The 22,953-nt window shown below is 65.2% G+C and carries 26 protein-coding genes; all 26 read left to right on the top strand.

The genetic code is table 11. The features are described from left to right. Positions 1 to 130: 130 nt before the first annotated feature. The 26 genes from HZB53_04415 to HZB53_04290 all read left to right on the top strand — a co-directional run bounded on the left by HZB53_04415 (position 131) and on the right by HZB53_04290 (position 22,235). Positions 131 to 877 (top strand): response regulator transcription factor, encoded by a 747-nt coding sequence (locus HZB53_04415; protein MBI5876873.1) that lies wholly within the window; start codon positions 131 to 133, stop codon positions 875 to 877. A 163-nt stretch (positions 878 to 1,040) separates the two neighbouring features. Next, on the top strand, positions 1,041 to 3,080 hold the full coding sequence (locus HZB53_04410) for a GAF domain-containing protein (protein ID MBI5876872.1): 2,040 nt from the start codon (positions 1,041 to 1,043) through the stop codon (positions 3,078 to 3,080). A 228-nt stretch (positions 3,081 to 3,308) separates the two neighbouring features. Further along, positions 3,309 to 3,530 (top strand): flagellar FlbD family protein, encoded by a 222-nt coding sequence (locus HZB53_04405; protein ID MBI5876871.1) that lies wholly within the window; start codon positions 3,309 to 3,311, stop codon positions 3,528 to 3,530. Between the two features lie 3 nt (positions 3,531 to 3,533). Beyond that, positions 3,534 to 4,346 (top strand): flagellar motor protein, encoded by an 813-nt coding sequence (locus HZB53_04400; protein ID MBI5876870.1) that lies wholly within the window; start codon positions 3,534 to 3,536, stop codon positions 4,344 to 4,346. A gap of 3 nt (positions 4,347 to 4,349) precedes the next feature. Further along, the gene (locus tag HZB53_04395; protein ID MBI5876869.1) at positions 4,350 to 5,174 is read left to right on the top strand and encodes a flagellar motor protein MotB; all 825 of its coding nucleotides are present in this window, start codon (positions 4,350 to 4,352) and stop codon (positions 5,172 to 5,174) included. Beyond that, complete coding sequence (locus HZB53_04390; GenBank protein MBI5876868.1) at positions 5,171 to 5,764, top strand: flagellar basal body-associated FliL family protein; 594 nt, start codon at positions 5,171 to 5,173, stop codon at positions 5,762 to 5,764. Before HZB53_04395 ends, HZB53_04390 begins: the two co-directional genes overlap by 4 nt. A gap of 36 nt (positions 5,765 to 5,800) precedes the next feature. Beyond that, positions 5,801 to 6,727: a flagellar motor switch protein FliM gene (gene fliM, locus HZB53_04385; GenBank protein MBI5876867.1), complete on the top strand. Its 927-nt coding sequence runs from the start codon at positions 5,801 to 5,803 to the stop codon at positions 6,725 to 6,727. Between the two features lie 18 nt (positions 6,728 to 6,745). Then, the gene (fliN, locus tag HZB53_04380) at positions 6,746 to 7,102 is read left to right on the top strand and encodes a flagellar motor switch protein FliN (protein ID MBI5876866.1); all 357 of its coding nucleotides are present in this window, start codon (positions 6,746 to 6,748) and stop codon (positions 7,100 to 7,102) included. Next, positions 7,080 to 7,727 (top strand): flagellar biosynthetic protein FliO, encoded by a 648-nt coding sequence (gene fliO, locus HZB53_04375; GenBank protein MBI5876865.1) that lies wholly within the window; start codon positions 7,080 to 7,082, stop codon positions 7,725 to 7,727. Before fliN ends, fliO begins: the two co-directional genes overlap by 23 nt. Continuing rightward, positions 7,724 to 8,512: a flagellar type III secretion system pore protein FliP gene (gene fliP / locus HZB53_04370; protein MBI5876864.1), complete on the top strand. Its 789-nt coding sequence runs from the start codon at positions 7,724 to 7,726 to the stop codon at positions 8,510 to 8,512. Before fliO ends, fliP begins: the two co-directional genes overlap by 4 nt. A gap of 21 nt (positions 8,513 to 8,533) precedes the next feature. Further along, positions 8,534 to 8,803: a flagellar biosynthesis protein FliQ gene (fliQ, locus tag HZB53_04365; protein ID MBI5876863.1), complete on the top strand. Its 270-nt coding sequence runs from the start codon at positions 8,534 to 8,536 to the stop codon at positions 8,801 to 8,803. Continuing rightward, the gene (fliR, locus tag HZB53_04360; GenBank protein MBI5876862.1) at positions 8,791 to 9,561 is read left to right on the top strand and encodes a flagellar biosynthetic protein FliR; all 771 of its coding nucleotides are present in this window, start codon (positions 8,791 to 8,793) and stop codon (positions 9,559 to 9,561) included. The genes fliQ and fliR overlap by 13 nt, the downstream gene beginning before the upstream one ends. Then, on the top strand, positions 9,561 to 10,625 hold the full coding sequence (gene flhB, locus HZB53_04355; GenBank protein MBI5876861.1) for a flagellar biosynthesis protein FlhB: 1,065 nt from the start codon (positions 9,561 to 9,563) through the stop codon (positions 10,623 to 10,625). The genes fliR and flhB overlap by 1 nt, the downstream gene beginning before the upstream one ends. Continuing rightward, complete coding sequence (gene flhA / locus HZB53_04350; protein MBI5876860.1) at positions 10,622 to 12,694, top strand: flagellar biosynthesis protein FlhA; 2,073 nt, start codon at positions 10,622 to 10,624, stop codon at positions 12,692 to 12,694. Before flhB ends, flhA begins: the two co-directional genes overlap by 4 nt. Positions 12,695 to 12,729: 35 nt before the next feature. After that, positions 12,730 to 13,002, top strand: a complete 273-nt coding sequence (locus tag HZB53_04345) for a hypothetical protein (protein ID MBI5876859.1) — start codon at positions 12,730 to 12,732, stop codon at positions 13,000 to 13,002. Then, the gene (locus tag HZB53_04340) at positions 12,999 to 13,793 is read left to right on the top strand and encodes a FliA/WhiG family RNA polymerase sigma factor (protein ID MBI5876858.1); all 795 of its coding nucleotides are present in this window, start codon (positions 12,999 to 13,001) and stop codon (positions 13,791 to 13,793) included. The genes HZB53_04345 and HZB53_04340 overlap by 4 nt, the downstream gene beginning before the upstream one ends. Further along, on the top strand, positions 13,790 to 14,485 hold the full coding sequence (locus HZB53_04335; protein MBI5876857.1) for a hypothetical protein: 696 nt from the start codon (positions 13,790 to 13,792) through the stop codon (positions 14,483 to 14,485). Before HZB53_04340 ends, HZB53_04335 begins: the two co-directional genes overlap by 4 nt. Further along, on the top strand, positions 14,482 to 15,234 hold the full coding sequence (gene flgF, locus HZB53_04330; GenBank protein MBI5876856.1) for a flagellar basal-body rod protein FlgF: 753 nt from the start codon (positions 14,482 to 14,484) through the stop codon (positions 15,232 to 15,234). Before HZB53_04335 ends, flgF begins: the two co-directional genes overlap by 4 nt. Before the next feature lie 10 nt (positions 15,235 to 15,244). Then, positions 15,245 to 16,003 carry a flagellar hook basal-body protein gene (locus HZB53_04325; GenBank protein ID MBI5876855.1) on the top strand — a complete coding sequence of 253 codons (759 nt, stop codon included), beginning with the start codon at positions 15,245 to 15,247 and terminating at the stop codon, positions 16,001 to 16,003. A gap of 130 nt (positions 16,004 to 16,133) precedes the next feature. After that, entirely contained in the window at positions 16,134 to 16,460 is a 327-nt protein-coding gene (locus HZB53_04320) for a flagellar biosynthesis anti-sigma factor FlgM (GenBank protein ID MBI5876854.1), read from the top strand. After that, positions 16,457 to 16,972, top strand: coding sequence for a flagellar protein FlgN (locus HZB53_04315; protein ID MBI5876853.1), 516 nt, complete (start codon positions 16,457 to 16,459; stop codon positions 16,970 to 16,972). The genes HZB53_04320 and HZB53_04315 overlap by 4 nt, the downstream gene beginning before the upstream one ends. Beyond that, complete coding sequence (gene flgK, locus HZB53_04310; protein MBI5876852.1) at positions 16,972 to 18,372, top strand: flagellar hook-associated protein FlgK; 1,401 nt, start codon at positions 16,972 to 16,974, stop codon at positions 18,370 to 18,372. The genes HZB53_04315 and flgK overlap by 1 nt, the downstream gene beginning before the upstream one ends. 2 nt (positions 18,373 to 18,374) lie before the next feature. Continuing rightward, positions 18,375 to 19,256, top strand: coding sequence for a flagellar hook-associated protein FlgL (gene flgL, locus HZB53_04305; protein MBI5876851.1), 882 nt, complete (start codon positions 18,375 to 18,377; stop codon positions 19,254 to 19,256). A 23-nt stretch (positions 19,257 to 19,279) separates the two neighbouring features. Continuing rightward, the gene (locus HZB53_04300; protein ID MBI5876850.1) at positions 19,280 to 19,732 is read left to right on the top strand and encodes a flagellar assembly protein FliW; all 453 of its coding nucleotides are present in this window, start codon (positions 19,280 to 19,282) and stop codon (positions 19,730 to 19,732) included. Then, positions 19,726 to 19,965 carry a carbon storage regulator CsrA gene (csrA, locus tag HZB53_04295; protein MBI5876849.1) on the top strand — a complete coding sequence of 80 codons (240 nt, stop codon included), beginning with the start codon at positions 19,726 to 19,728 and terminating at the stop codon, positions 19,963 to 19,965. Before HZB53_04300 ends, csrA begins: the two co-directional genes overlap by 7 nt. Before the next feature lie 104 nt (positions 19,966 to 20,069). Further along, the gene (locus HZB53_04290; GenBank protein MBI5876848.1) at positions 20,070 to 22,235 is read left to right on the top strand and encodes a protein kinase; all 2,166 of its coding nucleotides are present in this window, start codon (positions 20,070 to 20,072) and stop codon (positions 22,233 to 22,235) included. Positions 22,236 to 22,953: the final 718 nt, after the last annotated feature.

Below are 22,953 nucleotides of genomic sequence, written 5' to 3'. Positions count from 1 at the left end.
TGACCTGTTGCTGCGCCAGTGGACTTTTCCCCGGAAAACTCCTACAATACGGCCTTAGAAGCACAGCATGGGTTCACTGCGTTTCAGCGAGCGGGGCAATATGACATCTACAAAATATCCAACATACACTATGAACGACGCACTAGCCTCCAGCCAGCAGCAGACAAGGGCGACCATCCTGGTCGTCGATGACGACGAAGAGGTTTTGCGCAGCATCGAGTTGGGTCTCCGGCAGAACTACCTCGTGCTGGTGGCAAACAATCCGACCTTGGCGCTGCAAGTCGCCCGCCGCGACCGCCCGGCGTTGATCATCCTCGACGTGCTGATGCCGGACATGACCGGCATCGAGTTATGCCGGCAATTCAGACTCGATCCGCTGCTGGTGGACACGCCGGTGCTGTTCCTGACAGCACGTGGCAGCACCGCCGACAAAATCGAGGGACTGCAGGCCGGCGGCGACGACTACCTGACAAAGCCGTACAACCTGCAGGAATTGAAACTGCGCGTGCAGTCGATCCTGCGCCGTACCGGCCGATTGACGCCGGAGACTAAATCGACTGTGCTCAAAGTCGGCGAGTTGACATTGGACACGCAGGCGCGCGAAGCCGTAACGCTGCAGAAGCGCGTGCTGCTCACGCCGGTCGAGTACAATCTGCTCTACCATTTAATGGCTCACGCCGGCGAGATTCTGTCGCCCGAGCGCCTGCTGCGCGAAGTCTGGAACTTTCCGTATGACACCGGCAGCCCGGATCTGGTGCGCCTGCACGTGAAGAACCTGCGCGGCAAGATCGAACTGGACCCCTCGCAGCCATTGCTGATCCGGACGGTGCGCAACTACGGCTACACGATCTCGGCTGAACCGCCAGCTGGCGCATAGTCGCCTGGCGTCCGTTCGATACTCCGGTCCGAAACTCATGGCCTCCATTACTATCCACGAACCGCTCTGCGCGCCTGTGACTGCCCGCGAAGAGTCCGCGGCCCCAATCTTTCCGATCACGCAGTCCATTGCGCGCAGCCTGAACACGGGCGAGAGGCCCGATTTGCGAAGCACACTGGTCAGCGTGCTGCAAAGCGCGCTGTCGCTGCTGGGCGCGCCGTTTGCCGAAATCGCGCTGATCAACCCGGAAACCCGCAAGCCGTATATCGTCTCGTCGGCCGAGCCTGTGCATCTGACCGACAACGACCGCTTTGCGCTCAGCATGCGCTATCTGCCGTGGATTGCCGAGCATGTCGAGCCGCTGCGGATTGACGACGTGATGGCCGGCGGCCGGCCTTCCTATGCGCCGGATCCCGCCGTCGCGCCCGGTTGGCTGCGCTCCGTGATGGGCGTCCCGCTGCTGCTGGGCGATCGCGTCGTAGGCGCGCTGGCCGTCGCCAGCCATGCGGTGGGGGCATTTCAGTCGGACCACCTTGACGTGCTCGGCATCCTGAGCGCGATGGCCGCCGTGTCGATTAATGCCTCGGAGTTGCACGACAACCTGCAGCGGCGCCTGCGCGAGACGGAGGCGCTCGCCAGTATCAGTCAGAGCCTGACGCGCACGCTGGATCTCGACGAGGTGCTCTCGCTGATCGTGCAGGCCGCGCTCAACACGATCACCAGCGCCAACAAAGCCGTCATTCACCTCTTGAGCCAGCACGGCGACGAGTTGATCCCCAAGGCGCTGGCCGACCGCTACCTGCGCCCGCCCAACCGGCATCGCGTCCCGGTCGGGCGCGGCATCGCCGGCCTGGCGGTGCAGGAGCGCCGCACGATCTACGTGCCCGACACGGGCGCCGATCAGCGCTACATCGACATGGGCACCACGCTGCGCTCGCTGATGTGCGCGCCGTTGTTCATCGGCGACAACGTCATCGGCTCGATCAGCGTCGATAGCGAAGAGACCGACGCGTTCAGCACCGACGACGAGCGCATGCTGACCGCCTTCGCGCACAGCGCCGCGCTGGCCATCCAAAACGCGCGCATGTACAGCGACCTGGCGCAGGCGTACCGCGAGGCCGAGCAAAACCAGCAGCAGATTCTCGAAAGCGGCAACACGCTGACCGCTGTGTTCGACGGCGTGGCGGACGACCTGTATGTCGTCGGGCAGGATTACAAACTCATTACGGTTAACCGGGCGCTGGCCGCCCGCCGGCAGTTGCCGACCATCCAACTGGTTGGCAACCGGTGCTTCGAGGCGCTGTACAACCGCACCGCGCCGTGCAACGGCTGCACGCTCCAGACCACGATCAACGGCGGTACGCAGTCCACGTGGACTGGGCGTATCCGCCGCGGCGCGCAGACACGCGAGTTCGAAATGCAACTGTACCCGCTGCGGGCGCCGCGCAGCGAATCGGCGCGCGCGATGGTTTTTGCCCACGACATCACCGAACGGCGACAGATGGAGTCGGCCCTGGTGCAGGTCGAAAAGCTCAGCGCGGTCGGGCGCCTGGCGGCGGGCATCGCGCACGAGATCAACAACCCGATGACCGTCGTCCTCAGCAATGCCGAGATGATGCAGGACGGGTTGCCGCCCGACGACCCATTGCGCGAGCACGTCGAGTTGATCCTGCGGGCCGGTTCACGCGCCAGCAAGATCGTGCGCAACCTGCTGGAGTTTTCCGGACGCACGCAGGTTGAGTTTTCGCCGACCGACCTGCACCAGACCATTGACGACACGGTGACCCTGCTGGCGCACCAGTTCAAGCGCTCGCGGGCGATCATCCATTGTGAGTACGAGGCGACGCCGGCAATTGTGCTTGGCAACCGCGACCAGTTGCAGGTCGTCTGGATCAATCTGCTGGTTAACGCGCTGGACGCGCTTAGCGAGCGCGCCGCTGACCGGCAGATTCAGATCCATACGAGCAACGCCGGCGATCACGCCATGCAGATCACGATCAACGATAACGGCAAAGGCGTGCCGGGTGACGCCATACCTCACCTATTTGAGCCGTTTTTCACGACCAAGGCGCCCGGCGAAGGCACCGGACTCGGTCTATATAACTGCTACAACATCATTCGACAGCACGGCGGCGACATGCGCGTGGCCAGCCAGATCAATGCGGGGACGACCTTTACCATATCCCTGCCAACCTATCCGTAACGCGACATACATTCAGCAGCTTCTATTTGTTACGCGAGACCACTTCGAGGCCGAAGTGGTCTTTCTTGTTTTCACTTGGTGCTTACTCATTATCGGATGCACAGTAAGCGGCTTGGTCTCTCCGCCTTAACGGAACCTATATCTGAGACTTACGCGGCGTTTACTGACCTCGGAGCGGCTTCCATATATAGTGTGTGAAGTGTTACAGCCAAGGGAGACCCGCTTGCCATGATAAAAGTGACCCGTCTTGACCATAGTCCCATCGTCGTGAACGCGAATATGATCGTTTTCGTCGAGCAATCGCATGACACAGTCATTTCGCTGATCAACCAGGACAAACTGGTGGTGCGCGAAAGCGCTGACGACGTTGTGGATCGGGTCATTGCGTTTCAGCGGCGGGTCCACGAAGCGCCGTACCTGCTCCCGCAGGTCGAGAAGCACGAGGAGTAAGCCGTGGATATCGCTACGATCATCGGTATCGTACTCGGTTTCGGCGCGATGCTGCTGGCCGTCATCCTGGAAGGCGGCTCGCCCGCAGCGTTGGCCAGCACCTCGGCCGCCGTCATCGTGTTCGGCGGAACCTTCGGCACGCTTTTCATCTCGTTCTCGCTCGAATCGGTCTTGACGCTGCCCAAAGTGCTGGCGCTGGGATTCAAGCAGCAGAAGCACAACACCGCCGAACTGATCGAACTGCTGGTTCAGTTGGCCGACAAGGCGCGCCGCGAGGGTCTGCTGGCGCTGGAAAGCGAGGAAGACCGCATCGACTCGGACTATATGCGCAAGGGTCTGCGGCTCGTGGTCGACGGCGTTGATTCGCACGTCGTGCGCGAGATCATGGAAACGGACTCCGCGCTGATGGCCGAGCGCCACAAAGCCGGCTACTCGATGCTGGATTCGATGGGCGGCTTTGCGCCGACGATGGGTATCATCGGCACCGTGATGGGCCTGGTCAACGTGCTGAGCAACCTATCGGACCCCGAGCACCTCGGCGAGGCGATCGCCGTGGCGTTCCTCGCCACGCTGTACGGCGTCGGCATAGCCAATCTGCTGTTCCTGCCGCTGGGCACCAAGTTGAAGTCCAAGAGCGCGGAAGAGCAACTCGTGCACCAGGTGATCCTGGAAGGCGTCCTCGCCATTCAGGCCGGCCAGAATGCGCGGCTGGTGCAAGAGAAGCTCGAAGCGTTCCTGGCGCCCGCCAAGCGCGGCATGGCGGCCTCCCTGCCCAGCGGCGAGTCGGCCCCGGCGCCGCAGGAAGAAACGGCGTAGGCCATGGCCAAGAAGCACGGCGGCGATCATGGCGGTGGCGGCGGGCACGACGGCGGCGGTTCGCTGCGCTGGCTGCTGACCTACGCCGACATGATCACCCTGCTGATGGTGTTCTTCATCGTGCTCTACTCGATGGCCAACACGGACCTGAAGCGCTTCGCGCAAGTGGCGGTTTCGCTCCAGAAGGCGTTCAACCAGGGCAAGTCGACCGCCGTGCTGCCCGGCTCCGGCAACCCGCTCGGCGAGGGCGCCACCCCGGAGCGCGATCTGAGCGTCCAGAACTTCGACGTGGTGCCCCTGCGCAATCGCCAGTTCTTCGCCGTGAGCACCCAGCTCAGCGAGGTGGCCAGGACGGCGGGCGTCGAAGGGCAGCTCGATGTCGAGTTGACCTACGAAGGCATGGTGGTGACGCTGAGCGAAGCGCTGCTGTTCGACTCCGCCAGCGCGGAACTGCAACCCGGCGCCAGGCAGACGCTGATGAAAGTGGCCGACGTCCTGCGCCCGCTGGGCAACCCGCTGCGCGTGCAGGCGCACACCGACGATTTTTCCAGCAACAGCCCGGCCTTCGCCACCAACTGGGAGCTGTCCAGTGCGCGCGCCGTAGCGATCGCCCGCTATCTGGCCGAGCAAGCCAATATCGCGCCGCAGCGACTGTCGGCCGACGCTTTCGGCCAATTCCGCCCGCGCGTCGCCAACGACACGGCGTCGCATCGCGCGATGAACCGGCGGGCCGAAATCGTGGTGCTGTATGCCGAAGAGGGGCGACTGTCCGACCCGCCGCCAGCCACGCCTGTGCCCACCTCCACTCCCGCGAAAGGCACGCCATGAAGCGTTTGTTGAAGATTTTGCCGCTCACGATCGTCGTGTTTGTGGTGTTGTTTGCCGTGTATATTTTGGTTCCACTGCCGATCCCCAAGCCGTTCTATATCCAGTTGGATATGGGCGGCGAAGCCACGGCCACCCCGGTGGCCGCGGCAACCGTGGCGACCAGGCGACCGACCCCGTCGGCGGAATCGTCGCACGCGCTGTACGACATGGGCACCCGCATCGTCAACCTGGCCGACACCAACGGCCGGCGCTATCTGAAGCTGGCCGTTGTGCTCGAAGTATCACCGGTCGATCCGGCGTTCTTCGCCGCCGAGGCCGTAGCATCGACGGCCGCGGCCAAAGAAGGCAAGGCGGCCGCCGCCACGGCGGATGCGGCCGCCGCGCAGAAGCTGGTTGATAGCAAGATGGCGCCGTACAAACCGGCGATGGACGACCTGTTCACCTCGCTGCTGTCGAGCAAGAACGCCGATGAGCTCTTTACACTGGACGGCAAGAACAAGCTGAAGAGCGAGATGATGCAGAAGCTGAACGGGACGCTCAAAGCGGTCAAGATTACGCAGTTGTATTTCACCGATTTCCTGATTCAGTAAGCCTGTGCGGCGAACCGTGACGATATGAGCGAACCCGTGACCGAATTCATCGAAAGCGACGAGGGCGCTTCCGATAACGTAAAGCAGTACGACTTTCGCGCGCCGAACAAGTTCTCGAAGGAGCAGACCCGCACGCTCCAGATGATTCACGAGAGCTTCGCGCGCCGCGTCAGTTCGTCGCTCTCGGCGCATCTGCGGGCCACCGTGCAGGTCGCGGTGGCGTCGGTCGATCAGGGCACCTACGGGCAGTTCGTCGAGCAGATTCGCAACTGGCCGTTGATCCAGGTAATCAGCCCCGACCCGCTGCCCGGCCGCATGCTGCTTGAGATCGACGCCACGGCGTGCGAGATCATCGTCGACCGCCTGCTGGGCGGCCATGGCGTTGCCTCGGCCACGCCGCGCGAGACGACGGAAATCGAAGCGAACGTCGTGCGCAGTGTCGCCCAGCATCTGCTGTCGGGCCTGGTCGAAGCGTGGAACAACGTGGTGACCCTGACGCCGCGGCTGGAAGAGAACCCGCTCGGCTCGCAGTTCGTGCAGATCGCGATGGCGTCCGATGCGGCCGTGCAGATCACCTTCGACACGCGCTTTATCGAGCACCGCGGCTTGATGCGCATCCTGATCCCGTTCCCGACGATCAAACCGATTGTCTCCCTGCTGAGCCCGCACGCGTGGGTCGCCGGTCAGGAACGCGACGGAGCGGACGGCAAACAGGAGCAACTGCGCAAGCATTTGGACAAAGCGCGGCTGAACCTCACCGCCCGGTTCGAGCCGAGCAGCGTGTCGCTGGGCGACCTGTCGAACCTGGCGCTCGGCGATGTGATCCGGCTCGACGCCGCCCTGAGCCACGAATTGATCGTGATGGTCGAGGGCCGGATGAAGTTCCGCGCGCGGCCCGGCACGGTGGGAACGCATCTGGCCGTGCAGATCACGCGTGTGGTTGACGAGCCTGTTGAGCAATAAGCGAGGTCTGGTTGCACTATGAATGAACCCACTGCACGCGATGGTGAGTCGCTGACGGCCCGCCCGGCCCAATTTGCCCCGCTGATGGCTGGCAATCTGGCCATCCCGACGTCAAACCTGTCGATCCTGCTGGACATCCACCTGCAGGTGGCTGTCGAGCTTGGCCGCGCGCGTCTGACCGTCAAGGACGTGCTGGCGCTCGGCCCTGGCTCCGTGGTCGAGCTCGACAAGCTGGCTGGCGAGCCGGTGGACCTGCGCGTCAACGATCAATTGGTGGCGCGCGGCGAAGTGGTCGTCATCGACGACAAGTTCGGCATCCGCGTGACCGAAATCCTTGCCGCGCCGGGGACCAATGGCGACCAGAATCGCAAGTAGCGTATTGCAGCGGCTGTCCGCGCTGCCTGCACACTGGCGCTGGCCGGCCATCGCCGTAGCCGCCCTGCTCGGCCTGGCGGTGCTGAGCACGCTTGGCGCGCCGCCGGCGAGCGGCCGAGCGCCCGCCCGGCCTGCCGTGGCGGAAGTCACGCCCGGCCCCACGCCGCTGTTCCGCGACTACCGCGAATTGAACGCTGCGCTGCCAGCCAACGCCGACGACACGCCGGAATGGCAGATCGGCCTGAGCCTGGTGGTGCAGCTCGCCATCGTGCTCGGCCTGATCTACCTGACGGCCTGGGGACTGAAGACCCTGCGCCGCCGCACGGCCACGCTAACCGGCGCCGGCAACTCCATGCAGTTGATCGAGACGGTGGCCCTGACGCCGCAGCGCACGCTGCACGTGGTCGCCATCGGCGACCGGCGGCTGGTGCTGGGCGCGACCGACCACCAGATCAGCCTGCTGACCGAGCTGGATCCGCCGGAACCGCCCGCCGGCGCGCCGGTCGGCGGATCAGGCTTCGAGTCGGCGCTCAAGACCGCCGCGCAGCCCGCCGCAACACCGGGCGAGGCGCTCGAACGGCTGGTGGCCAAGCTGAATAACGCCGGAAAGGCGCGTGCCGAATGAGACGCCGCGCATCGCTCGTCCGTCTGGCGCGCCAACTGACACATACCGCGCTGCGCCTGGCCGCGCTGGCGGTAGTCATGCTATCCACATCGGCCTGTGGAACATCGGCGGGACTGCCCAAGATCGACCTGTCGGTCGGCGGCGCATCGACGCCGCAGGACCTGGCCGGCGGCGTGCAGATTCTGATCCTGCTGACCGTGCTGGCGCTGGCGCCGTCGCTGCTGGTGATGGCCACGCCGTTCACACGGCTCGTCATCGTGCTCTCCTTCACGCGCAACGCCATCGGCGTGCCGCAAACGCCGCCCAACCAGGTGCTGGTCGGACTGGCGTTGTTCCTGACGCTGTTCATCAGCGCGCCGATGCTGACGCAGGTCAACGACACGGCGCTGCAGCCGTTTGCGCGCGGCGAAATCGACCAGGACACGGCGCTGGCGCGGGCGCAGGCGCCGGTGCGCGCATTCATGCTCAAGCAGACGCGCGAGAAGGATATTGCGCTGTTCATTTTCCTGACGCGCCAGGAAGCGCCGCGCACGCCCGACGACGTGCCGACCACCAGCCTGGCGCCGGCATTCATCATCAGCGAGCTGAAGACGGCGTTCCAGATGGGCTTTGTCATCTTCATCCCGTTCCTGATCATCGACATGGTCGTGTCGAGCACGCTGATGTCGATGGGCATGATGATGCTGCCGCCGTCGCTCGTTTCGCTGCCGTTCAAGGTCCTGCTGTTCATCATGGTGGACGGCTGGCACCTGCTGGCGCGCTCGCTGTTGACGAGCTTCAACTGAGCCGGCCGGAGCATTCGCAACATGACGCAATCGATGGTTGTCGCGCTGGCGCGGGATGCGCTAATCATGACCGTGGCGCTAATCGGCCCCATCCTGCTGGTCAGCCTGGTAATCGGCCTGGTGATCAGCATGTTCCAGGCGGCAACGCAGATCAACGAGATGACACTGACATTCGTGCCCAAGATCATCGCCGTCGGCGCGGTGCTCGTCTTCGCCGGCCCGTGGATGCTTCAGATGATCATTGCCTACACGACCGAGTTGCTGTCCAACCTGCACCAATGGGTTCGTTGACGACGCCGTACCTCATGGTGTACTTTCTGGTGTTCGTGCGCACGCTCACACTGTACACGAGCATGCCGGTCGTCAGCTCGCGCGTCGTGCCGGTTCCCGCCAAGATCGGGCTTGGCCTGCTGACGGCGTTTGCGCTATTGCCGGACGGCCGCGCGCTGCCAGTCGTGAGCGGCGAGTTGCTGCCGTACGCGACCGCCATTGCGCAGGAGATCCTGGCCGGGCTGGTGCTCGGCTTCGGCGCGCAACTCGTGTTCGTCGTCATGGAAAACGCCGCCGCGCTGACCGGCACGCATACCGGCTTCGGCGCGGCCAACGCCGTCCTGCACGTGGCCGACTTCACCGGCAACCCGCTCAGCCAGTTCTACTTCCTGTTCGCCGCCCTGCTGTTCCTGGTCGTGGACGGGCATCATCAGTTGCTGATCGGGCTCGATGCGTCGCTGCAGGCCATGCCGGTCGGCACATTTCAGTTGGGCGAAGCCACGACCGAGCGCCTGCTGATGCTGTTGTCCACGACGTGGGTGGCGGCCCTGCGCATCAGCCTGCCGGTCATGGGCGCGCTGCTGGCCGCCGATCTGGCGCTGGCGCTGGTCTCGCGCGCCGTGCCGCAGATGAACGTGTTCTACGTCGGCGCGCCGCTGAAGGTCGGGCTAGGTCTGATCATGCTGGCGATCACGCTGCCAACCATTGCGCCGGTCTTCCGGTCGATGGTCGGCACGCTGGCCCAGCAGAGCGCCACGCTGTTGAAAGCCGTGCCGTAATGGCCGAGCGAACCGAAGAAGCCACCCCGCGACGGAAGCACGAAGCGCGGGAAAAAGGCCAGATCGCGCGCACTCCGGAACTGAACACGGCGGCACTGCTGCTGGTGGCATTCATGCTGTTCAGCAACAGCGGGCCGTCGCTGGTTGGCCTGCTGCAGGGCATCATGCGCGACTCGTTCACGCACTTGCGCTTGCCGGATTTCACGGTGGACACGGCCGGCATGTACCTGTCGGGCTTCACCTGGCGCACGGTCTCGCTGCTGGCGCCGCTGATCGGCGCGCTGATGCTGACCGGCATCATCGCCAGCCTGGCGCAGGTCGGCTTCTTCCTGTCGCTGCACCCGTTGCAGCCCAATTTCTCGCGCCTGAACCCGTTCACCGGCGTCTCACGCATGTTTTCGACTCACGCCCTGATCGAGCTGATCAAATCCACGGTCAAGGTCGGCATCATCGGCTGGGTCGTGTATCAGGCGATCCAGGAGCGCATACCGGTCATCAGCGCATTCGGCCAAATGGACGTGCATGCCTCGATGAACCAACTGGCCGGCCTCAGCGTGGAAATCGGGCAGAAGACCGGCGCGCTGGTGCTCGTGCTGGCGGCGGTGGATTACCTGGTGCAGCGCCGGCGCATGGACTCGGAGTTGAAGATGACGTACCAGGAACTGCGCGAAGAGATGCGCGAGTCGGAAGGCTCGCCGCAGGTCAAGCAGCGCATGCGCCAGCGCATGCGCCAACTGGCGCGGCGGCGCATGATGCAGGACGTGCCGAAGGCCGACGTCGTCATCACCAACCCGACGCACGTTGCCGTGGCGCTGAAGTACGATCCGAAGAAGATGGCCGCGCCGCGCCTGCTCGCCAAGGGCGAGCGGCTGCTGGCCCAGCACATCAAAGAGCTTGCCCGCCAGCACCATATCCCGATTGTGGAGAACCCGCCGCTGGCGCGCGCCATCAACAAGGGCGTTGAGGTTGGCATGGAGATTCCAGCAGGGCTATATCAGGCCGTGGCTGCGGTGCTGGCGTTCGTGTACCGGCTGTCCGAGCAGCGCCGGGCGGTGCGCGCATGAGCGCCCCGGCCGCCGCCCTGCCGCGCACCGGCATCGGGCGCTTCAGCGACATCTTCCTGGCCGCCGCGGTGCTGTTCGTCGTCGCCATGATGATCATCCCGCTGCCGCAGTCGCTGCTGGATCTGCTGCTGGCGATGAACCTCGGGCTGGCGATCACGGTGCTGCTGATCTCGATGTACACGCGCGAGCCGCTGCAGTTCTCGTCGTTCCCCTCCCTGCTGCTGCTGCTGACGCTGTACCGCCTCGGCCTGAACGTCTCGGCCACCCGCCTGATCCTGCTGCAGGGGCACGCCGGCAAGGTCATCGAGGCGTTCGGCAACTTCGTCATGGGCGGCAACTACGTGGTCGGTATCGTCGTCTTCCTGATCCTGATGATCATCCAGTTCATCGTGATCACGAACGGCGCCGGGCGCGTGGCCGAAGTGGCGGCGCGCTTCACGCTGGACGCCATGCCCGGCAAGCAGATGAGCATCGACGCCGACCTGAACGCCGGGCTGCTGAACGAGGACCAGGCGCGCAAGCGCCGACAGGCGATCGAGCAGGAAGCCGACTTCTACGGCGCGATGGACGGTGCAAGCAAGTTCGTCAAAGGCGACGCCATCGCCTCGATCGCCATCGTGCTGGTCAACATCCTCGGTGGCTTCGCCATCGGCGTCATTCAACTGAACATGCCGTTGGCGCAGGCGCTGCAAACCTACACGCTGCTGACGGTCGGCGAGGGTCTGGTTGCGCAGATCCCGGCCCTGCTGATCTCAACGGCCAGCGGCATCATCGTCACCCGCGTCGGCTCGGAATCGCATCTGGGCGCCGACGTCGGCAAGCAGTTGAGTTCCAACCCGCGCGTGCTCGGCATGGTCAGCGCGCTCTTGTGTGCCTTCTCGCTGGTGCCGGGGCTGCCGATGCTGCCATTCCTGAGCATAGGCGGCCTGGTCGGCGTGCTGGCCTTTGTGGTGCGCCGCAGCCAGGCCGCACAGGCACTCGCGGATTCGCAACCCGAAACGGCCCGGCCCGCCGATGCGGCGCAGGCCGACGACATGCAGTCGCTGTTGCAGGTTGACCCGCTGGAAGTCGAGATCGGGTTCGGCCTGGTGCCATTGGCCAATCCGGGCGCCGAGAGCAGCCTGCTGAACCGTGTCTCGGCCATCCGCCGCCAGACGGCGATCGATCTCGGCATCATACTGCCGAAGATCCGCGTGCGCGACAACCTGCGGCTGGAAGCGCAGCAGTATGTCTTCAAACTGCGCGGCGAGGAAATCGCGCGCGGCGAGTTGATGACCAACTACTTCCTGGCGATCGCCTCGACCGGCTCGTCCGAGCGGCTGGAAGGGATCGACACGACCGAGCCCGCCTTTGGCCTGCCCGCCAAGTGGATCAGCGCCGGGCAGAAAGCGGCGGCCGAACTGGGCGGCTACACGGTCGTCGATCCGCTTTCGGTGCTGACAACGCACCTGAGCGAGGTCATCAAGCGGCACGCCGCGGACATCCTCGGCCGCCAGGATGTGCAGACACTGCTGGACAACCTGAAGACCAAGTATCCATCGATACTCGATCATCTGGTGCCGGAGCCGATCAGCCTGAGCGACATGCACAAAGTGCTGCGTAATCTGCTGCGCGAGCGCGTCTCGGTGCGCGATCTGGTCACTGTGCTGGAAACGCTGGCCGCGCATGCGCCGGAGAGCAAGGACACGGACTACCTGACGGAGCGCGTGCGCCAGGGGCTGGCGCGCAGCCTGTCGAACCAGTACCGCGACAGCGACGGCATGGTGCACGCGTTGACGCTCAATCCGAACGTGGAGAACCTGCTGGCCGCCAGCATGAGCACCGACCCACAGGCCAAGCGGGTGCGCATGGAGCCGTCGGTGGCGCAGTCGCTTATCGAGCGCACCGGCCAGGCGATGGAACGACTGGCCGCGCAGGGGCGGCAGCCGCTCGTGCTGTGCTCGGCCGCGGTGCGCCTGCCCTTCCGGCGGCTGACCGAGCGCAGCCTGCCGAATCTGGCCGTGCTGTCATACAGTGAAATCGTACCGCAGGTTGAAGTGTTCGCCGAGGGCATGATCGAGGCCGCGTAAGCACGCCCGGCCCCGGCGCCCGCAAGGAGCCCGCCATGAGTTACTCGCAGATCACCTGGTACATCGTGACCGCGTTCGCGTTGAGCACGGGCGCGGTGGCGCTCGGCAGCGGCGCATCGCTGACGACCGCCATCGCGCGCGGTGTGATCGCCATGATGCTGCTTGGCACGCTCGGCTGGGTCGCCAATGTCGTCCTGCTGCTGCCCGAGCCGGCCCGGTCGTCGGACCCGGACAAAGGCGTCAAGCTGGACGCCATGATTGACGATGAGCCCGCCGCAGCGCCGAAGGATAAAACGAGGAAGGCGTGAGCGTCAAGCCGTACGCCCAGCCGCCGGCGATCGCGTCGGAGACCGATACGTTGTGGGCGCAGTTCAGCGCCGAGCGCGGCAACCGCGACCTGCGCGACCGCCTGATCATCGCCTACCTGCCGCTGGTCAAGCAGGTCGTGCGCGCGGTCATGTACCGCCTGCCGGCCCACGTCGATGCCGATGATCTGGAAAGCTGCGGCATGCTGGGTCTGATCGAGGCGGTCGAGCGCTTCGACCGGGCGCGCGGCGTGCAGTTCCAGACCTATGCGACCATGCGCATTCGCGGCCGCGTGCTCGACCAGTTGCGCAGTCTGGACGCGCTGCCGCGCGAGGCGCGCCGGCGCGCGCGGGAGATCCAGCGGGCGATTGCCGAGTTGTGGGCGGCGCTGGGCCGCGCCCCGTCCGACGAGGAAACAGCCGCCCGCGCCGGCCTCGACATGACCAGTTACCGCGAAGCGCTGGCCGATGCCAGCCTGGCGATCGTTTCGCTGGACGATCCGCTGGCGGAACTGAGCGACGACGGCGGCGTGCTGGGCGACATGGTGGCCGCCGACGCCGACGGGTTTGACGACCGGCTGATCGAGTCGGAAATGCGCGCGCACCTGGTGCGCGCGGTGGCGTCGCTGCCGCAGCGCGAGAAGCAGTTGATTGCGCTGTACTACTACGAAGAACTGACGCTGAAAGAGATCGGCACGGTGCTCGGCGTGACCGAGTCGCGCACGTGCCAGATGCACGGCAAAGCGGTGCTGATGCTGCGCGCATCGCTCGCCGCCCAGGAGTACAGCGTATGAAGTGGCGACGATGGTTGGTGGCGATGCTGATCGGGATCGCCGTGTTGACCGGCAGCGCCCGGGCCGTGCATGGCGAAAGCGCGTCGGTCAAAGTATTCCTGTACTACATGCCGAACGTCTCCAATTACGGGCCAACCGGCGCGACGGGCGTCGCCATCTTTAACGCGGGCAACGGCGACCTGACAATCGACGCCGACGGGCTGCCACTGGTTGCCGGGCTGGCGTACGAAGTCTGGCTGTCGGTCAGTTCCGAGCCGGTGGCGATGACGAGCTTCGGCAAGTTCAACCCCGGTCCCAATGGCACCGTGCACTACTATCAGGTAGTTGACGACCTGCTGCGCGCCGAGTATCGGTTCATCATCATCACGGTCGAGACCGACCCGGACCCAAGCCCGGCGCCGAGCGCGCGCCGCACCATCGCCGGCGTCATCCCGGATGTGGCCGCGCTGGTCCCGACACCCACCCCACAACGCGCTTCGACCGGCCAGAGCGCGCCGGGTGCAACCGCCGTCCCGACCGATTCGTCGCCGGCGAGCCATGCGCCCGTCGGGCCGGCAACCCCGCCGCCACCAGCGCGCCTGCCGACCACCGGCGCAGAAACACCGATCGACGATCCACTGCCCGGCTGGTTGGCGCTTGCCGGCATCAGCCTGGCAACCTTGTTCCTGTTTGCACGCGGGAGGCACGCATGATTCGCGGGGTCTACACCATTGCATCGGCCATGCTCACGCTGCTGCGTCGCCAGCAGGCTATTTCGCACAATATCGTCAATCTCAACACGACCGGCTACAAGGCCGAGCGCCTCGACCCGACCGCCTTCTCCAGCCTGCTGATCTCCCGGCTGGGCGGCGAGAGCGATCAAGGCGGCATCGGTCGGCTCGGCACGGCCGTCTCACCGGAAGCGCCGGTGATTGACTTTTCGCAGGGGCCGTTGAAGATCAGCGACCAACCGCTCGACCTGGCGCTCACCGGCGACGGCTTCTTCCAGGTCCGCACGCCGGACGGGGATCGCTTTACGCGCGACGGGCGCTTCGGACTGAACGCCACCGGGCAGATTGTGAACACCGACGGCCACTTTGTGCTAAGTCAGGGCGGCACGCCGATTCAACTGCCGGTCGGAGAGATCGCCGTCGGCGTCAACGGCGCGCTCTACGTGAATGGCCGGCAGGCCGGGCAGATCGGCGTGGTCACCTTCCCCAAGCCGGGCGCGCTGGTACGCGCGGGCAACAACCTGTTCACGGCCGGCAGCGACGCCGGCGCGCCGATCGCCGCGGCCGCCGCGCAGGTGCATCAGGGCTACCTCGAAGGCTCGAACTCCGATGCCGCAAGTGTCATGGTGGACATGATGCAAGTGACGCGCGCCTACGAAGCGGCGCAGCGCATGATGCAGATGACGGACGAACAGGTTGGCAAAGCGGCCAACGAACTCGGAAAGATATAGGACCCGCCCCATGCCCGGTTCACTGACCCAGATCGAAGCGATTGCGCGCAGCGGCATCGTGACGCATCGCAACGCCGTGGATACCATCAGCCACAATGTGGCCAATGCCAACACGCACGGCTTCAAGCGCGTGCGCGCCGGCTTCGCCGAGACGCTGGAATCGCAGGGCGCCCCGGAGGGCGAGGTGCTGGCGGGCATCGTGACCAACGACACGTCGCGGCTGTTCACACAGGGCGCACTGGAAGAGAGCGAGTACCCGTGGCATCTGGCGATCACGGGTGACGGCTTCTTTGCCATCAGCCTACCCGGCGGGCAAACCGCATACACGCGCGACGGGAACTTCCGGATCGATGCGCAGGGCACGCTGGTGACCGCCGCCGGATACCGACTGCAGGCCAACGTGAGGATACCGCCAGGTCTGGCCGGCATCAGCTTCGAGCCGAATGGCGCGGTGGTCGGCCTGACGCCCGCCGGCGATACAGTCACCATTGGCACGATACCGCTTGTGCGCTTTACCAACGCCAACGGGCTGACCGTGATTGGCGATAATATGTACCAGGCAAGCGACGCCAGTGGAACTCCGATTACGGGCGTTCCAGGCGCGGCCGGCATGGGCGAGATCCGGCAAGGCGCGCTGGAGCGGTCGAACGTGGATATGGCCGAAGAAATGGTAAACCTGATGTTAGCGCAACGAGCCTATAGCTTGTCCACTCGCGCGATGGCGCAGGCAGACGAGCTGTGGAACATGAGCAACAATCTGCGGCGCTAAAGAATTGACCCGTACGGCCGATAAACTAATTAAGCATTTATGCCGCCAGGCCGGGCGGACCCAGTCAGGGCACGGGCGTTCCGGCGTATAATCAGGCGATATCGGTCATTACGCCAACAGGAGCAACCAGATGGTCAATCGCATCGAGCCAACCTCAGCGCGGGATCCGCAGGCGCAGGCGATCAACTCGCAAGCATCGACCAAGCCGCCGGTCAAGCCGCCCAAAGAGTCGCAGCCTGGCGGCGTCGAGGCGGACGAATTGCAGATTTCGGACGAAGCGCTCGCTCGTTTGCGTACGCAGAGCGACAGCACCCGCACGAGCTCGTCGTCCGGGGACAGTGATGCGCAGGCGATGAAAGTCGAAGCGCTGCGCCGGCAGGTACAGAACGGCGCCTACCAGGTCTCGGACGAGGCGCTGGCCGACAAACTCTTGATCTATTCACGGCCCAAAGCATGACGACAGCTTCCGTGGATGCCCTGGCCGACACGCTCGCCGAGTTGCTGGGCGCGCAGCGTGACGCATGCAACCAATTGCTGGAGATCGGCCAGCGCGAGCGCGAGGCGATGCTGGAGCGCGACGATGCGCGGCTGGCCGCGCTCGTCGGCGAGCAACAGCAGTTGAACGAATCGCTGGGCCGCCTTGAAGACGCGCGGCTGGCCGTCGCGGCCGACTGGGCGCGGGAAAACGGGCTTTCATCGGAAGCGTTGCGGTTGGCGGATGTCATCGACCGGTGTGGCGAGCCGCTGGCCGCCACTCTGAGCGCACTGAAATCGAGCGTGCTGACCATGGCCCGGGAATTGGCGCATGTCAACCGGGGCAATTCGCTGCTGGCGCGCGCGTCATTGAATCACGTCACGGCACTGCTGACGGCGCGGGCCGGCATGCCGGGCGCGGGGGCCGCCTACCGGCGCGATGGGCGCGCGGCCGCCGCCGATCACAGCCTGCGCTTGATGGATCGGAATGCATAATGCTTAACAGTATGGGCATCGCGGTGCGGGCTTTGCAGGCGCATCAGCGAGTCATCGAAGTCATCGACCACAACCTGGCGAACATCAACACGCCGGGTTACTCGCGCCAGCGCGTCCTGCTGACCGAAAGCATACCGTTCAACCAGCCGGTTATGAACCGCGCCGAGCAGAAGGGCCAGATCGGCACCGGCGTGACGATCGCGCGCATCGAACGGTTCAACAGTGAATACCTGAACGCCGCCGTGCGGCACGAGTCGAGCTTGCTGTCGCACCAGACGGTGGCCGGCGACGCCTACAGCCAGATCGAAGTCATCCTGCACGAGCCGTCAGAAGTCGGCTTGAACAACGGTATGAGCGCGTTCTGGTCGGCGTGGAACGACCTGAATGCCGACCCCGGCAACATGGCGGCGCGCGTCGCCGTGCAGCAGAGCGGCGCGCAACTGTCCGCCATGTTCCGCGATACGGCGCAGCAACTCGACGGCCTGCGCTCGAACCTCGACCTGCGCGTGACAACCGACGTGGCCGAGATCAACGACTTGACGAAGCAGATCGCGGCGATGAATGTCACCATCGAGCAGGTGATCGCGCTCGGCAACCAGCCCAACGACCTGCGCGACCAGCGCGACCTGCTGCTCGACAAGCTCGCCAATCTGGCCGACATTCACTACCAGGAAAACACGAACGGCGGCATCACGGTTTCGCTCGGCGGGCGCATGCTGATTCAGGACGGCACCAGCATCAATATGGTGGCCCAGCAGGACGGGTCCAACGGCAACCTGATGGCCGTGCGCTGGGCCGACACCAACGCCAAAGTCGCGCTCGGCGAAGGCGAACTGGCCGGGCTGCTCGACGCGCGCGACCGGATCGTACCGGGCGTGCGCACCAGCCTCGACCAGTTGGCTGCGTCCATCATCACCAATGTCAACACGGCGCACCGGGCGGGCTACACCGCCGGCGGCGTAAACAATGTGGACTTCTTCGGCGGCGCCGACGCCGCAACCATCGACCTGTCCGCGGCGGTCCAGTCGGACGTCAACAACATCGCGGCGGCCGCGGTCGCCGGCGCGCCGGGCGACGGGCAGAACGCCATGCTCATCGCACAATTGCGCTCGACGCTGACCATGCAGACCGGCACCGCCACTTTCGACGGCTACTATCGCGGCGTCATCACCCAACTGGGTCTGCAGGCGCAGCAGGCCAACCGGACGAAGGACAACCAGAGCACGCTGGTCACGCACCTGACCGACCGCAAAGACGAAGTGTCCAGCGTCTCGGCCGACGAGGAGTCGGTGGAGTTGATCCGCTCGCAGCGCGCCTACCAGGCGGCGGCGCGCGTCATCACCGCCACGGACGAAATGCTGGACAAGCTCATCAACGGGACGGGCGTCGTCGGGAGATAGCTATGCGCGTCACCCAGGAAATGATGACCCGCAATGCGCTGCGCGACATGAGCGCAAGCCAGGCGCGCATTGCCCGCTACCAGCGCGAGGCGACGACCGGCAAGCGCATCCTGCAGCCGGAAGACGATCCGAGCGGCGCCGGGCAGGTGATGGGCCTGCGCGCGCAACTCGCCAACGGCCAGATGTTCCTGCGCACCATCGCATCCAGCGAAGACTGGCTGAACGCCAGCGACACGGCACTCACGACCCTGTCGCAGGAAATTCTGGCGCGCGCCGGCGAGTTGGCCACACGCGGCGCCAACGACTCGCTGGGCCCCGAGGAACGCCGCTCGATCGCCGTGGAAATTGACCAACTGCTCGAGCAGGCGGTGGCCACCGCCAACGGGGACTATCTGGGCCGCTACCTGTTTGCCGGGACGGCCGACACCACCGTACCATTCACCACCGGCGGCACGCCCAAGGCCGTTTCGTACAACGGCAATACAACCGCCAAGCTGCGCGAGGTTGACCGCGGCTCGACCATCAGCATCAACTTGACGGGCGAAGGCAGTATCCTTTCGTCGCTGAACTCTCTCGCCGGGCTGGCCGACGACCTGCGCAACAACCCGGGCAACATTGCGGCGCGCGTCGCCGAACTGAAGAATCGGCAGGACTTGCTCTCCACCGATCGCGCGCAGATCGGCGCGCGGCTGACGCGCCTGCAGACGGTGCTCGATCGCGTGAACGCCACGCAGATTGATTTTGAAACGACGCGCAACCACGTGGAAGACGCCGACATGGCGGAGACGATCAGCCACCTGACGCGCGAAGACACGACGTACAAGACCATACTCTCGGTCAACGCCCGAATTCTGCCGATGTCGTTACTTGACTTTCTCCGCTAACCAGGCACGCCAACAGGATGCATATGTCAACAGAGACGGTGTTAGACACGCTGGTGGTGTCCCCACCAGCCGGACTGATCATGTTCACGATCGCCGAGGGAATGATCGGCTGCCCGACCTGGCAGCACTTCACACTCGACGCAGCACCAGACATGGCCCCGATCGGTGTGCTGCGCTGTCTCGACGAGCCGGCGATCTCGTTTTACGTCGTTCATCCGCGCTATGTCGTGCCGGATTATCAGATCGTGCTCGGCGAGGGCGACCGCCAGTTGCTGGGGTTGGCGCCCGGCGACAGGCCGGAACTGCTCTGTGTGCTGGTGGTGCATGCGGATCCGTTCAGCATCAGCGCGAACCTGCTTGGCCCGATTGCCTGGAACGCCACGACCGGCCGGGCACGGCAACTGGTGCTGGCCAATTCAGGCTACTCGGCGCAGCATGCCATCCGCGGCGCCAGTGCGGCAGGCGCCGCATGCTAGTCCTGACCCGCCGCCAGTCGGAAAGCATCGTGATCCAGGGCGACATCACCATTACGGTACTCGAGATCTCCGGAGAGCGCGTCAAGCTTGGGGTGAACGCCCCGGCGCACGTGCTGATTCTGCGGCAAGAACTGTGCGAGGCGGTCAAAGCCGAGAATCTGGCGGCCGCACGCTCGACCGCGGCGGCGCCGCAGCCCGATCAACTCAGAGAGTGGCTGGCGCAAGCCACGTGAGCGAATGGCCCGGTGCGGGCGCAACCCAGGGTATCGGATGACCGGGCCGGATGACTCCGGCCCGTTTCGCTTTCGCACCGCGCTGCCAGCACTGAAGGGGAACGATGACCGCAGGCCGGATCGGCCGCTACGAGATCAAAGGCGAGCTCAGTCATAGCGGTTTCGCAAGCGTCTGGCATGGCTACGACCCGCGCTTCAAACGCGACGTGGCCATCAAGGTATTGTCGCGCATCGCCGGCGACCAACCTGATCTGCGCGCGCGTTTTGCGGCTGCGGCTGAGATCGGGGCGGCGCTCGAACACCCGGCGATTGTGCCAGTGTACGATACCGGCGAAGACGACGGCCGGCCGTATGTCGTCATGCGCCTGATGAGCGGCGGTTCGCTGGCGCGCCGTTTGGCGCGCGGGCCGCTGTCTTCCGACGACGCGGCGCAGATCTTCGCACGCATCGCGCCCGCACTGGACGACGCCCTGGCGCGCGGTGTCGTCCACGGAGACCCCAAGCCCGGCAACATCCTCCTCGACCAGCGCGGCGACGCCTATGTGTCCGACTTTGGCCTGGCCGCACCGGATGGCCCGCCCTACACGGGCCATGCCGCAGATTGGCCGGCCACGCTCAGCCCCGAACAACGGGCCGGCGAGCCGATTGATGCGCGCACCGATGTGTATGCGCTCGGCGTCATACTATTTGAGATGCTGACCGGCTCAGCGTTTCCGCCGGGCGGGTTGAGTGCAGAAGCCGGCGAGGCCAACGGCCGCCTGCTCCCCGGTTACCGGCGCATCATCGAGCGCGCAACCGACGGCGACCCGCAGCGGCGTTTTGCCTGCGCGGGCGATCTGGATGCCGCGCTCGCCGTGGAAGCGTACCAGGCTGACAGCGAATCGGCGCAGTCGGAGAGTCCGGCCACGCCGGCGGAGCAACTGGCACAGTTGCGCTCTGACATCGCGCGACTGGCGCTTGAGACCGCGTCGGCTGCCGTCGTGGCCAGCAACCATTCGGCGGTCGTGCCACCGCCATCCGCCGTCGCCGCGAACCCGACGACCGCGCCGGAGTCATCGGCCCAACCCGAAACGTCCGCCGACACCGACGGCAGCCCCTCGTTCTCCACAGGTGATCAGGGCCAAGCCGACAGCGGAACGCCGCAGCCGGACACATCGGATGAAGCTCAGGATCAGTTCGAACTCGAACGACAGCGCAAACTGACGAGCCTCGTGCTGCAACTAACCAGCGCCGAGGCGCGCGCGCGCTGGCTGGATGTCCTGCAGATCGGTGAGGAGTTGCTGCGGCTGGACGGCCAGTTGCCGACAGCCCGTGCTTCGACGTCGCGCGCCTACAAGTTTCGCGGGACGATGTACCACTACCAGCGAGACTTCCTCCTCGCGATTGCCGACTTCACGCGCGGCCTCGAATTGCAGCCACAGGATTCGGAACTCTACTACAAGCGCGCCCTGAGTCACCAGGGTCGCCAGCGCCCGGATGACGCGCTGGAGGACTTCGCGCGGGCGATTGAGCTGTCGCCGGCACAGGCGATCTACTACGCCGGGCGCGCTGCATTCTACCTGTCTGCCGACGACTTCGCGCACGCGCTGGACGACATCACGCGCGCCATCGATCTCCAGCCGTGGGATGCGCGTCTGTACGCGCAGCGCGGCGTGGCGGCGCTGCGCCAGTTCGGGGTGCGGCGGATCGCGTTCGCGCAGCAGGGCCTCGATCGCGCCGAGGCAGACCTGACGCGCGCGATCCAGCTCGACACGCGCAATTCAAGCTATTTCGCCCAGCGGTGCGCCGCCTACCAGTTGAAGGGGCAGACGGAGCGCGCGCAGGCCGATATTGCTCGCGCGATCGAGCTCGACCCGGAGGTGGGCGCATACCACTACACGCTGGGCGCGCTGCTGCGGTCGCACGGCAACGACGCTGCCGCGCTGCGCAGCTTCCGGCGCGCCGCCGACCTGGGCGACCCGAACGGGCAGCGTGAGGTCGGGCCGAGGGCGCCCGGCAAAAAGGTCGCGCACAAGCCGGCCGACGCGCCCGAGCAGCCGGCGACGCCACGCATGGGGCTGCACATGTTGTTCTCCATCGTGATCGGCTCGCTGGGGCTGATCTTCGGCATCAGCGTCACCTACTTCTGTCTCTCCCCGCTGTTCGCCTCGCGCGGCAGTGACAGCCTGGATTCGTTGCGGCTGGCGGGGCTGTTGTTTGGCATCATCGTTACGTTGCAGAGCGCATGGGCGCTCTGGACCGCGCTAGACGCACAGCAACGCACGGCATAAGCCAGGCTGTTGTAGAACGGATTCGACTTGAGAAGGTCAGCATGACCTTGTCATACTGGGAATGACCATACCGGATGCGGTATGCGCTGCGACAGAAACTACGACCCCGACGGCCAACCCGTCATGCCGGCGAAAGTTGGTGATGCGCCAGGGACGCACACTCGCGCATGGAAATGGCCGTGTCGGTGTAGGGACGGGTCTTTGACCCGTCCGGTTGGCCAGGTCAAAGACCTGGCCCTACGCCTGGAGTTGCCTATTTCCATGGGAGCCGGCATCCAGAAGCGCCAACCTTGGGCGCCGGCTTTCGCCGGGGCGACAATCTGAGACAGTTTGGGGTCTAATGCAGACAAGTTCCTGAGCAGTGCGAAGGCAACAGCTGTGGGTTTATGTCTGCCGTGCGCGCAACGCATCTAAAATAGCGATGGCTGTGGCGTCACGGATTTAGGGTCCTTCGCGCACGCGGAACCATGGAAGTGGTGGCTCCTGCCTCCGCGCTCAGGATGACGCTGATTGGCGGGGGGGGCTTGCTGATGCGCTCCTGGGACATGGTCACGTTGTAACGGCATAAGCCTTATGCTGTATCGACGTGATTATTTGCTGATGTCGGTTGCGCCAGAGTTAAAGCCCCCTCATCCCCTGACCCCTCCCCCCGACCCCCTCCCAGCAAAGCAGGGAGGGGGTCGGGGGGAGGGCGAAGACCACTATCACATCGCAGATT

This window comes from Chloroflexota bacterium (assembly GCA_016235055.1).
Taxonomy (GTDB): Bacteria; Chloroflexota; Anaerolineae; order JACRMK01; family JACRMK01; genus JACRMK01.
This window is presented reverse-complemented; position numbering and strand designations above follow the sequence as displayed.

What these genes read in the sequence shown, in the direction of transcription:
- fliQ (MBI5876863.1), top strand. Translation starts at nt 8,534, where the DNA reads ATGACGCAATCGATGGTTGTCGCGCTGGCGCGGGATGCGCTAATCATG.
- fliP (MBI5876864.1), top strand. Translation starts at nt 7,724, where the DNA reads ATGAGACGCCGCGCATCGCTCGTCCGTCTGGCGCGCCAACTGACACAT.
- csrA (MBI5876849.1), top strand. Translation starts at nt 19,726, where the DNA reads ATGCTAGTCCTGACCCGCCGCCAGTCGGAAAGCATCGTGATCCAGGGC.
- fliO (MBI5876865.1), top strand. Translation starts at nt 7,080, where the DNA reads ATGGCGACCAGAATCGCAAGTAGCGTATTGCAGCGGCTGTCCGCGCTG.
- flgL (MBI5876851.1), top strand. Translation starts at nt 18,375, where the DNA reads ATGCGCGTCACCCAGGAAATGATGACCCGCAATGCGCTGCGCGACATG.
- flgK (MBI5876852.1), top strand. Translation starts at nt 16,972, where the DNA reads ATGCTTAACAGTATGGGCATCGCGGTGCGGGCTTTGCAGGCGCATCAG.
- HZB53_04315 (MBI5876853.1), top strand. Translation starts at nt 16,457, where the DNA reads ATGACGACAGCTTCCGTGGATGCCCTGGCCGACACGCTCGCCGAGTTG.
- HZB53_04390 (MBI5876868.1), top strand. Translation starts at nt 5,171, where the DNA reads ATGAAGCGTTTGTTGAAGATTTTGCCGCTCACGATCGTCGTGTTTGTG.
- HZB53_04405 (MBI5876871.1), top strand. Translation starts at nt 3,309, where the DNA reads ATGATAAAAGTGACCCGTCTTGACCATAGTCCCATCGTCGTGAACGCG.
- HZB53_04395 (MBI5876869.1), top strand. Translation starts at nt 4,350, where the DNA reads ATGGCCAAGAAGCACGGCGGCGATCATGGCGGTGGCGGCGGGCACGAC.
- flhB (MBI5876861.1), top strand. Translation starts at nt 9,561, where the DNA reads ATGGCCGAGCGAACCGAAGAAGCCACCCCGCGACGGAAGCACGAAGCG.
- HZB53_04325 (MBI5876855.1), top strand. Translation starts at nt 15,245, where the DNA reads ATGCCCGGTTCACTGACCCAGATCGAAGCGATTGCGCGCAGCGGCATC.
- HZB53_04415 (MBI5876873.1), top strand. Translation starts at nt 131, where the DNA reads ATGAACGACGCACTAGCCTCCAGCCAGCAGCAGACAAGGGCGACCATC.
- HZB53_04335 (MBI5876857.1), top strand. Translation starts at nt 13,790, where the DNA reads ATGAAGTGGCGACGATGGTTGGTGGCGATGCTGATCGGGATCGCCGTG.
- HZB53_04345 (MBI5876859.1), top strand. Translation starts at nt 12,730, where the DNA reads ATGAGTTACTCGCAGATCACCTGGTACATCGTGACCGCGTTCGCGTTG.
- fliN (MBI5876866.1), top strand. Translation starts at nt 6,746, where the DNA reads ATGAATGAACCCACTGCACGCGATGGTGAGTCGCTGACGGCCCGCCCG.
- HZB53_04320 (MBI5876854.1), top strand. Translation starts at nt 16,134, where the DNA reads ATGGTCAATCGCATCGAGCCAACCTCAGCGCGGGATCCGCAGGCGCAG.
- fliR (MBI5876862.1), top strand. Translation starts at nt 8,791, where the DNA reads ATGGGTTCGTTGACGACGCCGTACCTCATGGTGTACTTTCTGGTGTTC.
- HZB53_04290 (MBI5876848.1), top strand. Translation starts at nt 20,070, where the DNA reads ATGACCGCAGGCCGGATCGGCCGCTACGAGATCAAAGGCGAGCTCAGT.
- flgF (MBI5876856.1), top strand. Translation starts at nt 14,482, where the DNA reads ATGATTCGCGGGGTCTACACCATTGCATCGGCCATGCTCACGCTGCTG.
- HZB53_04300 (MBI5876850.1), top strand. Translation starts at nt 19,280, where the DNA reads ATGTCAACAGAGACGGTGTTAGACACGCTGGTGGTGTCCCCACCAGCC.
- flhA (MBI5876860.1), top strand. Translation starts at nt 10,622, where the DNA reads ATGAGCGCCCCGGCCGCCGCCCTGCCGCGCACCGGCATCGGGCGCTTC.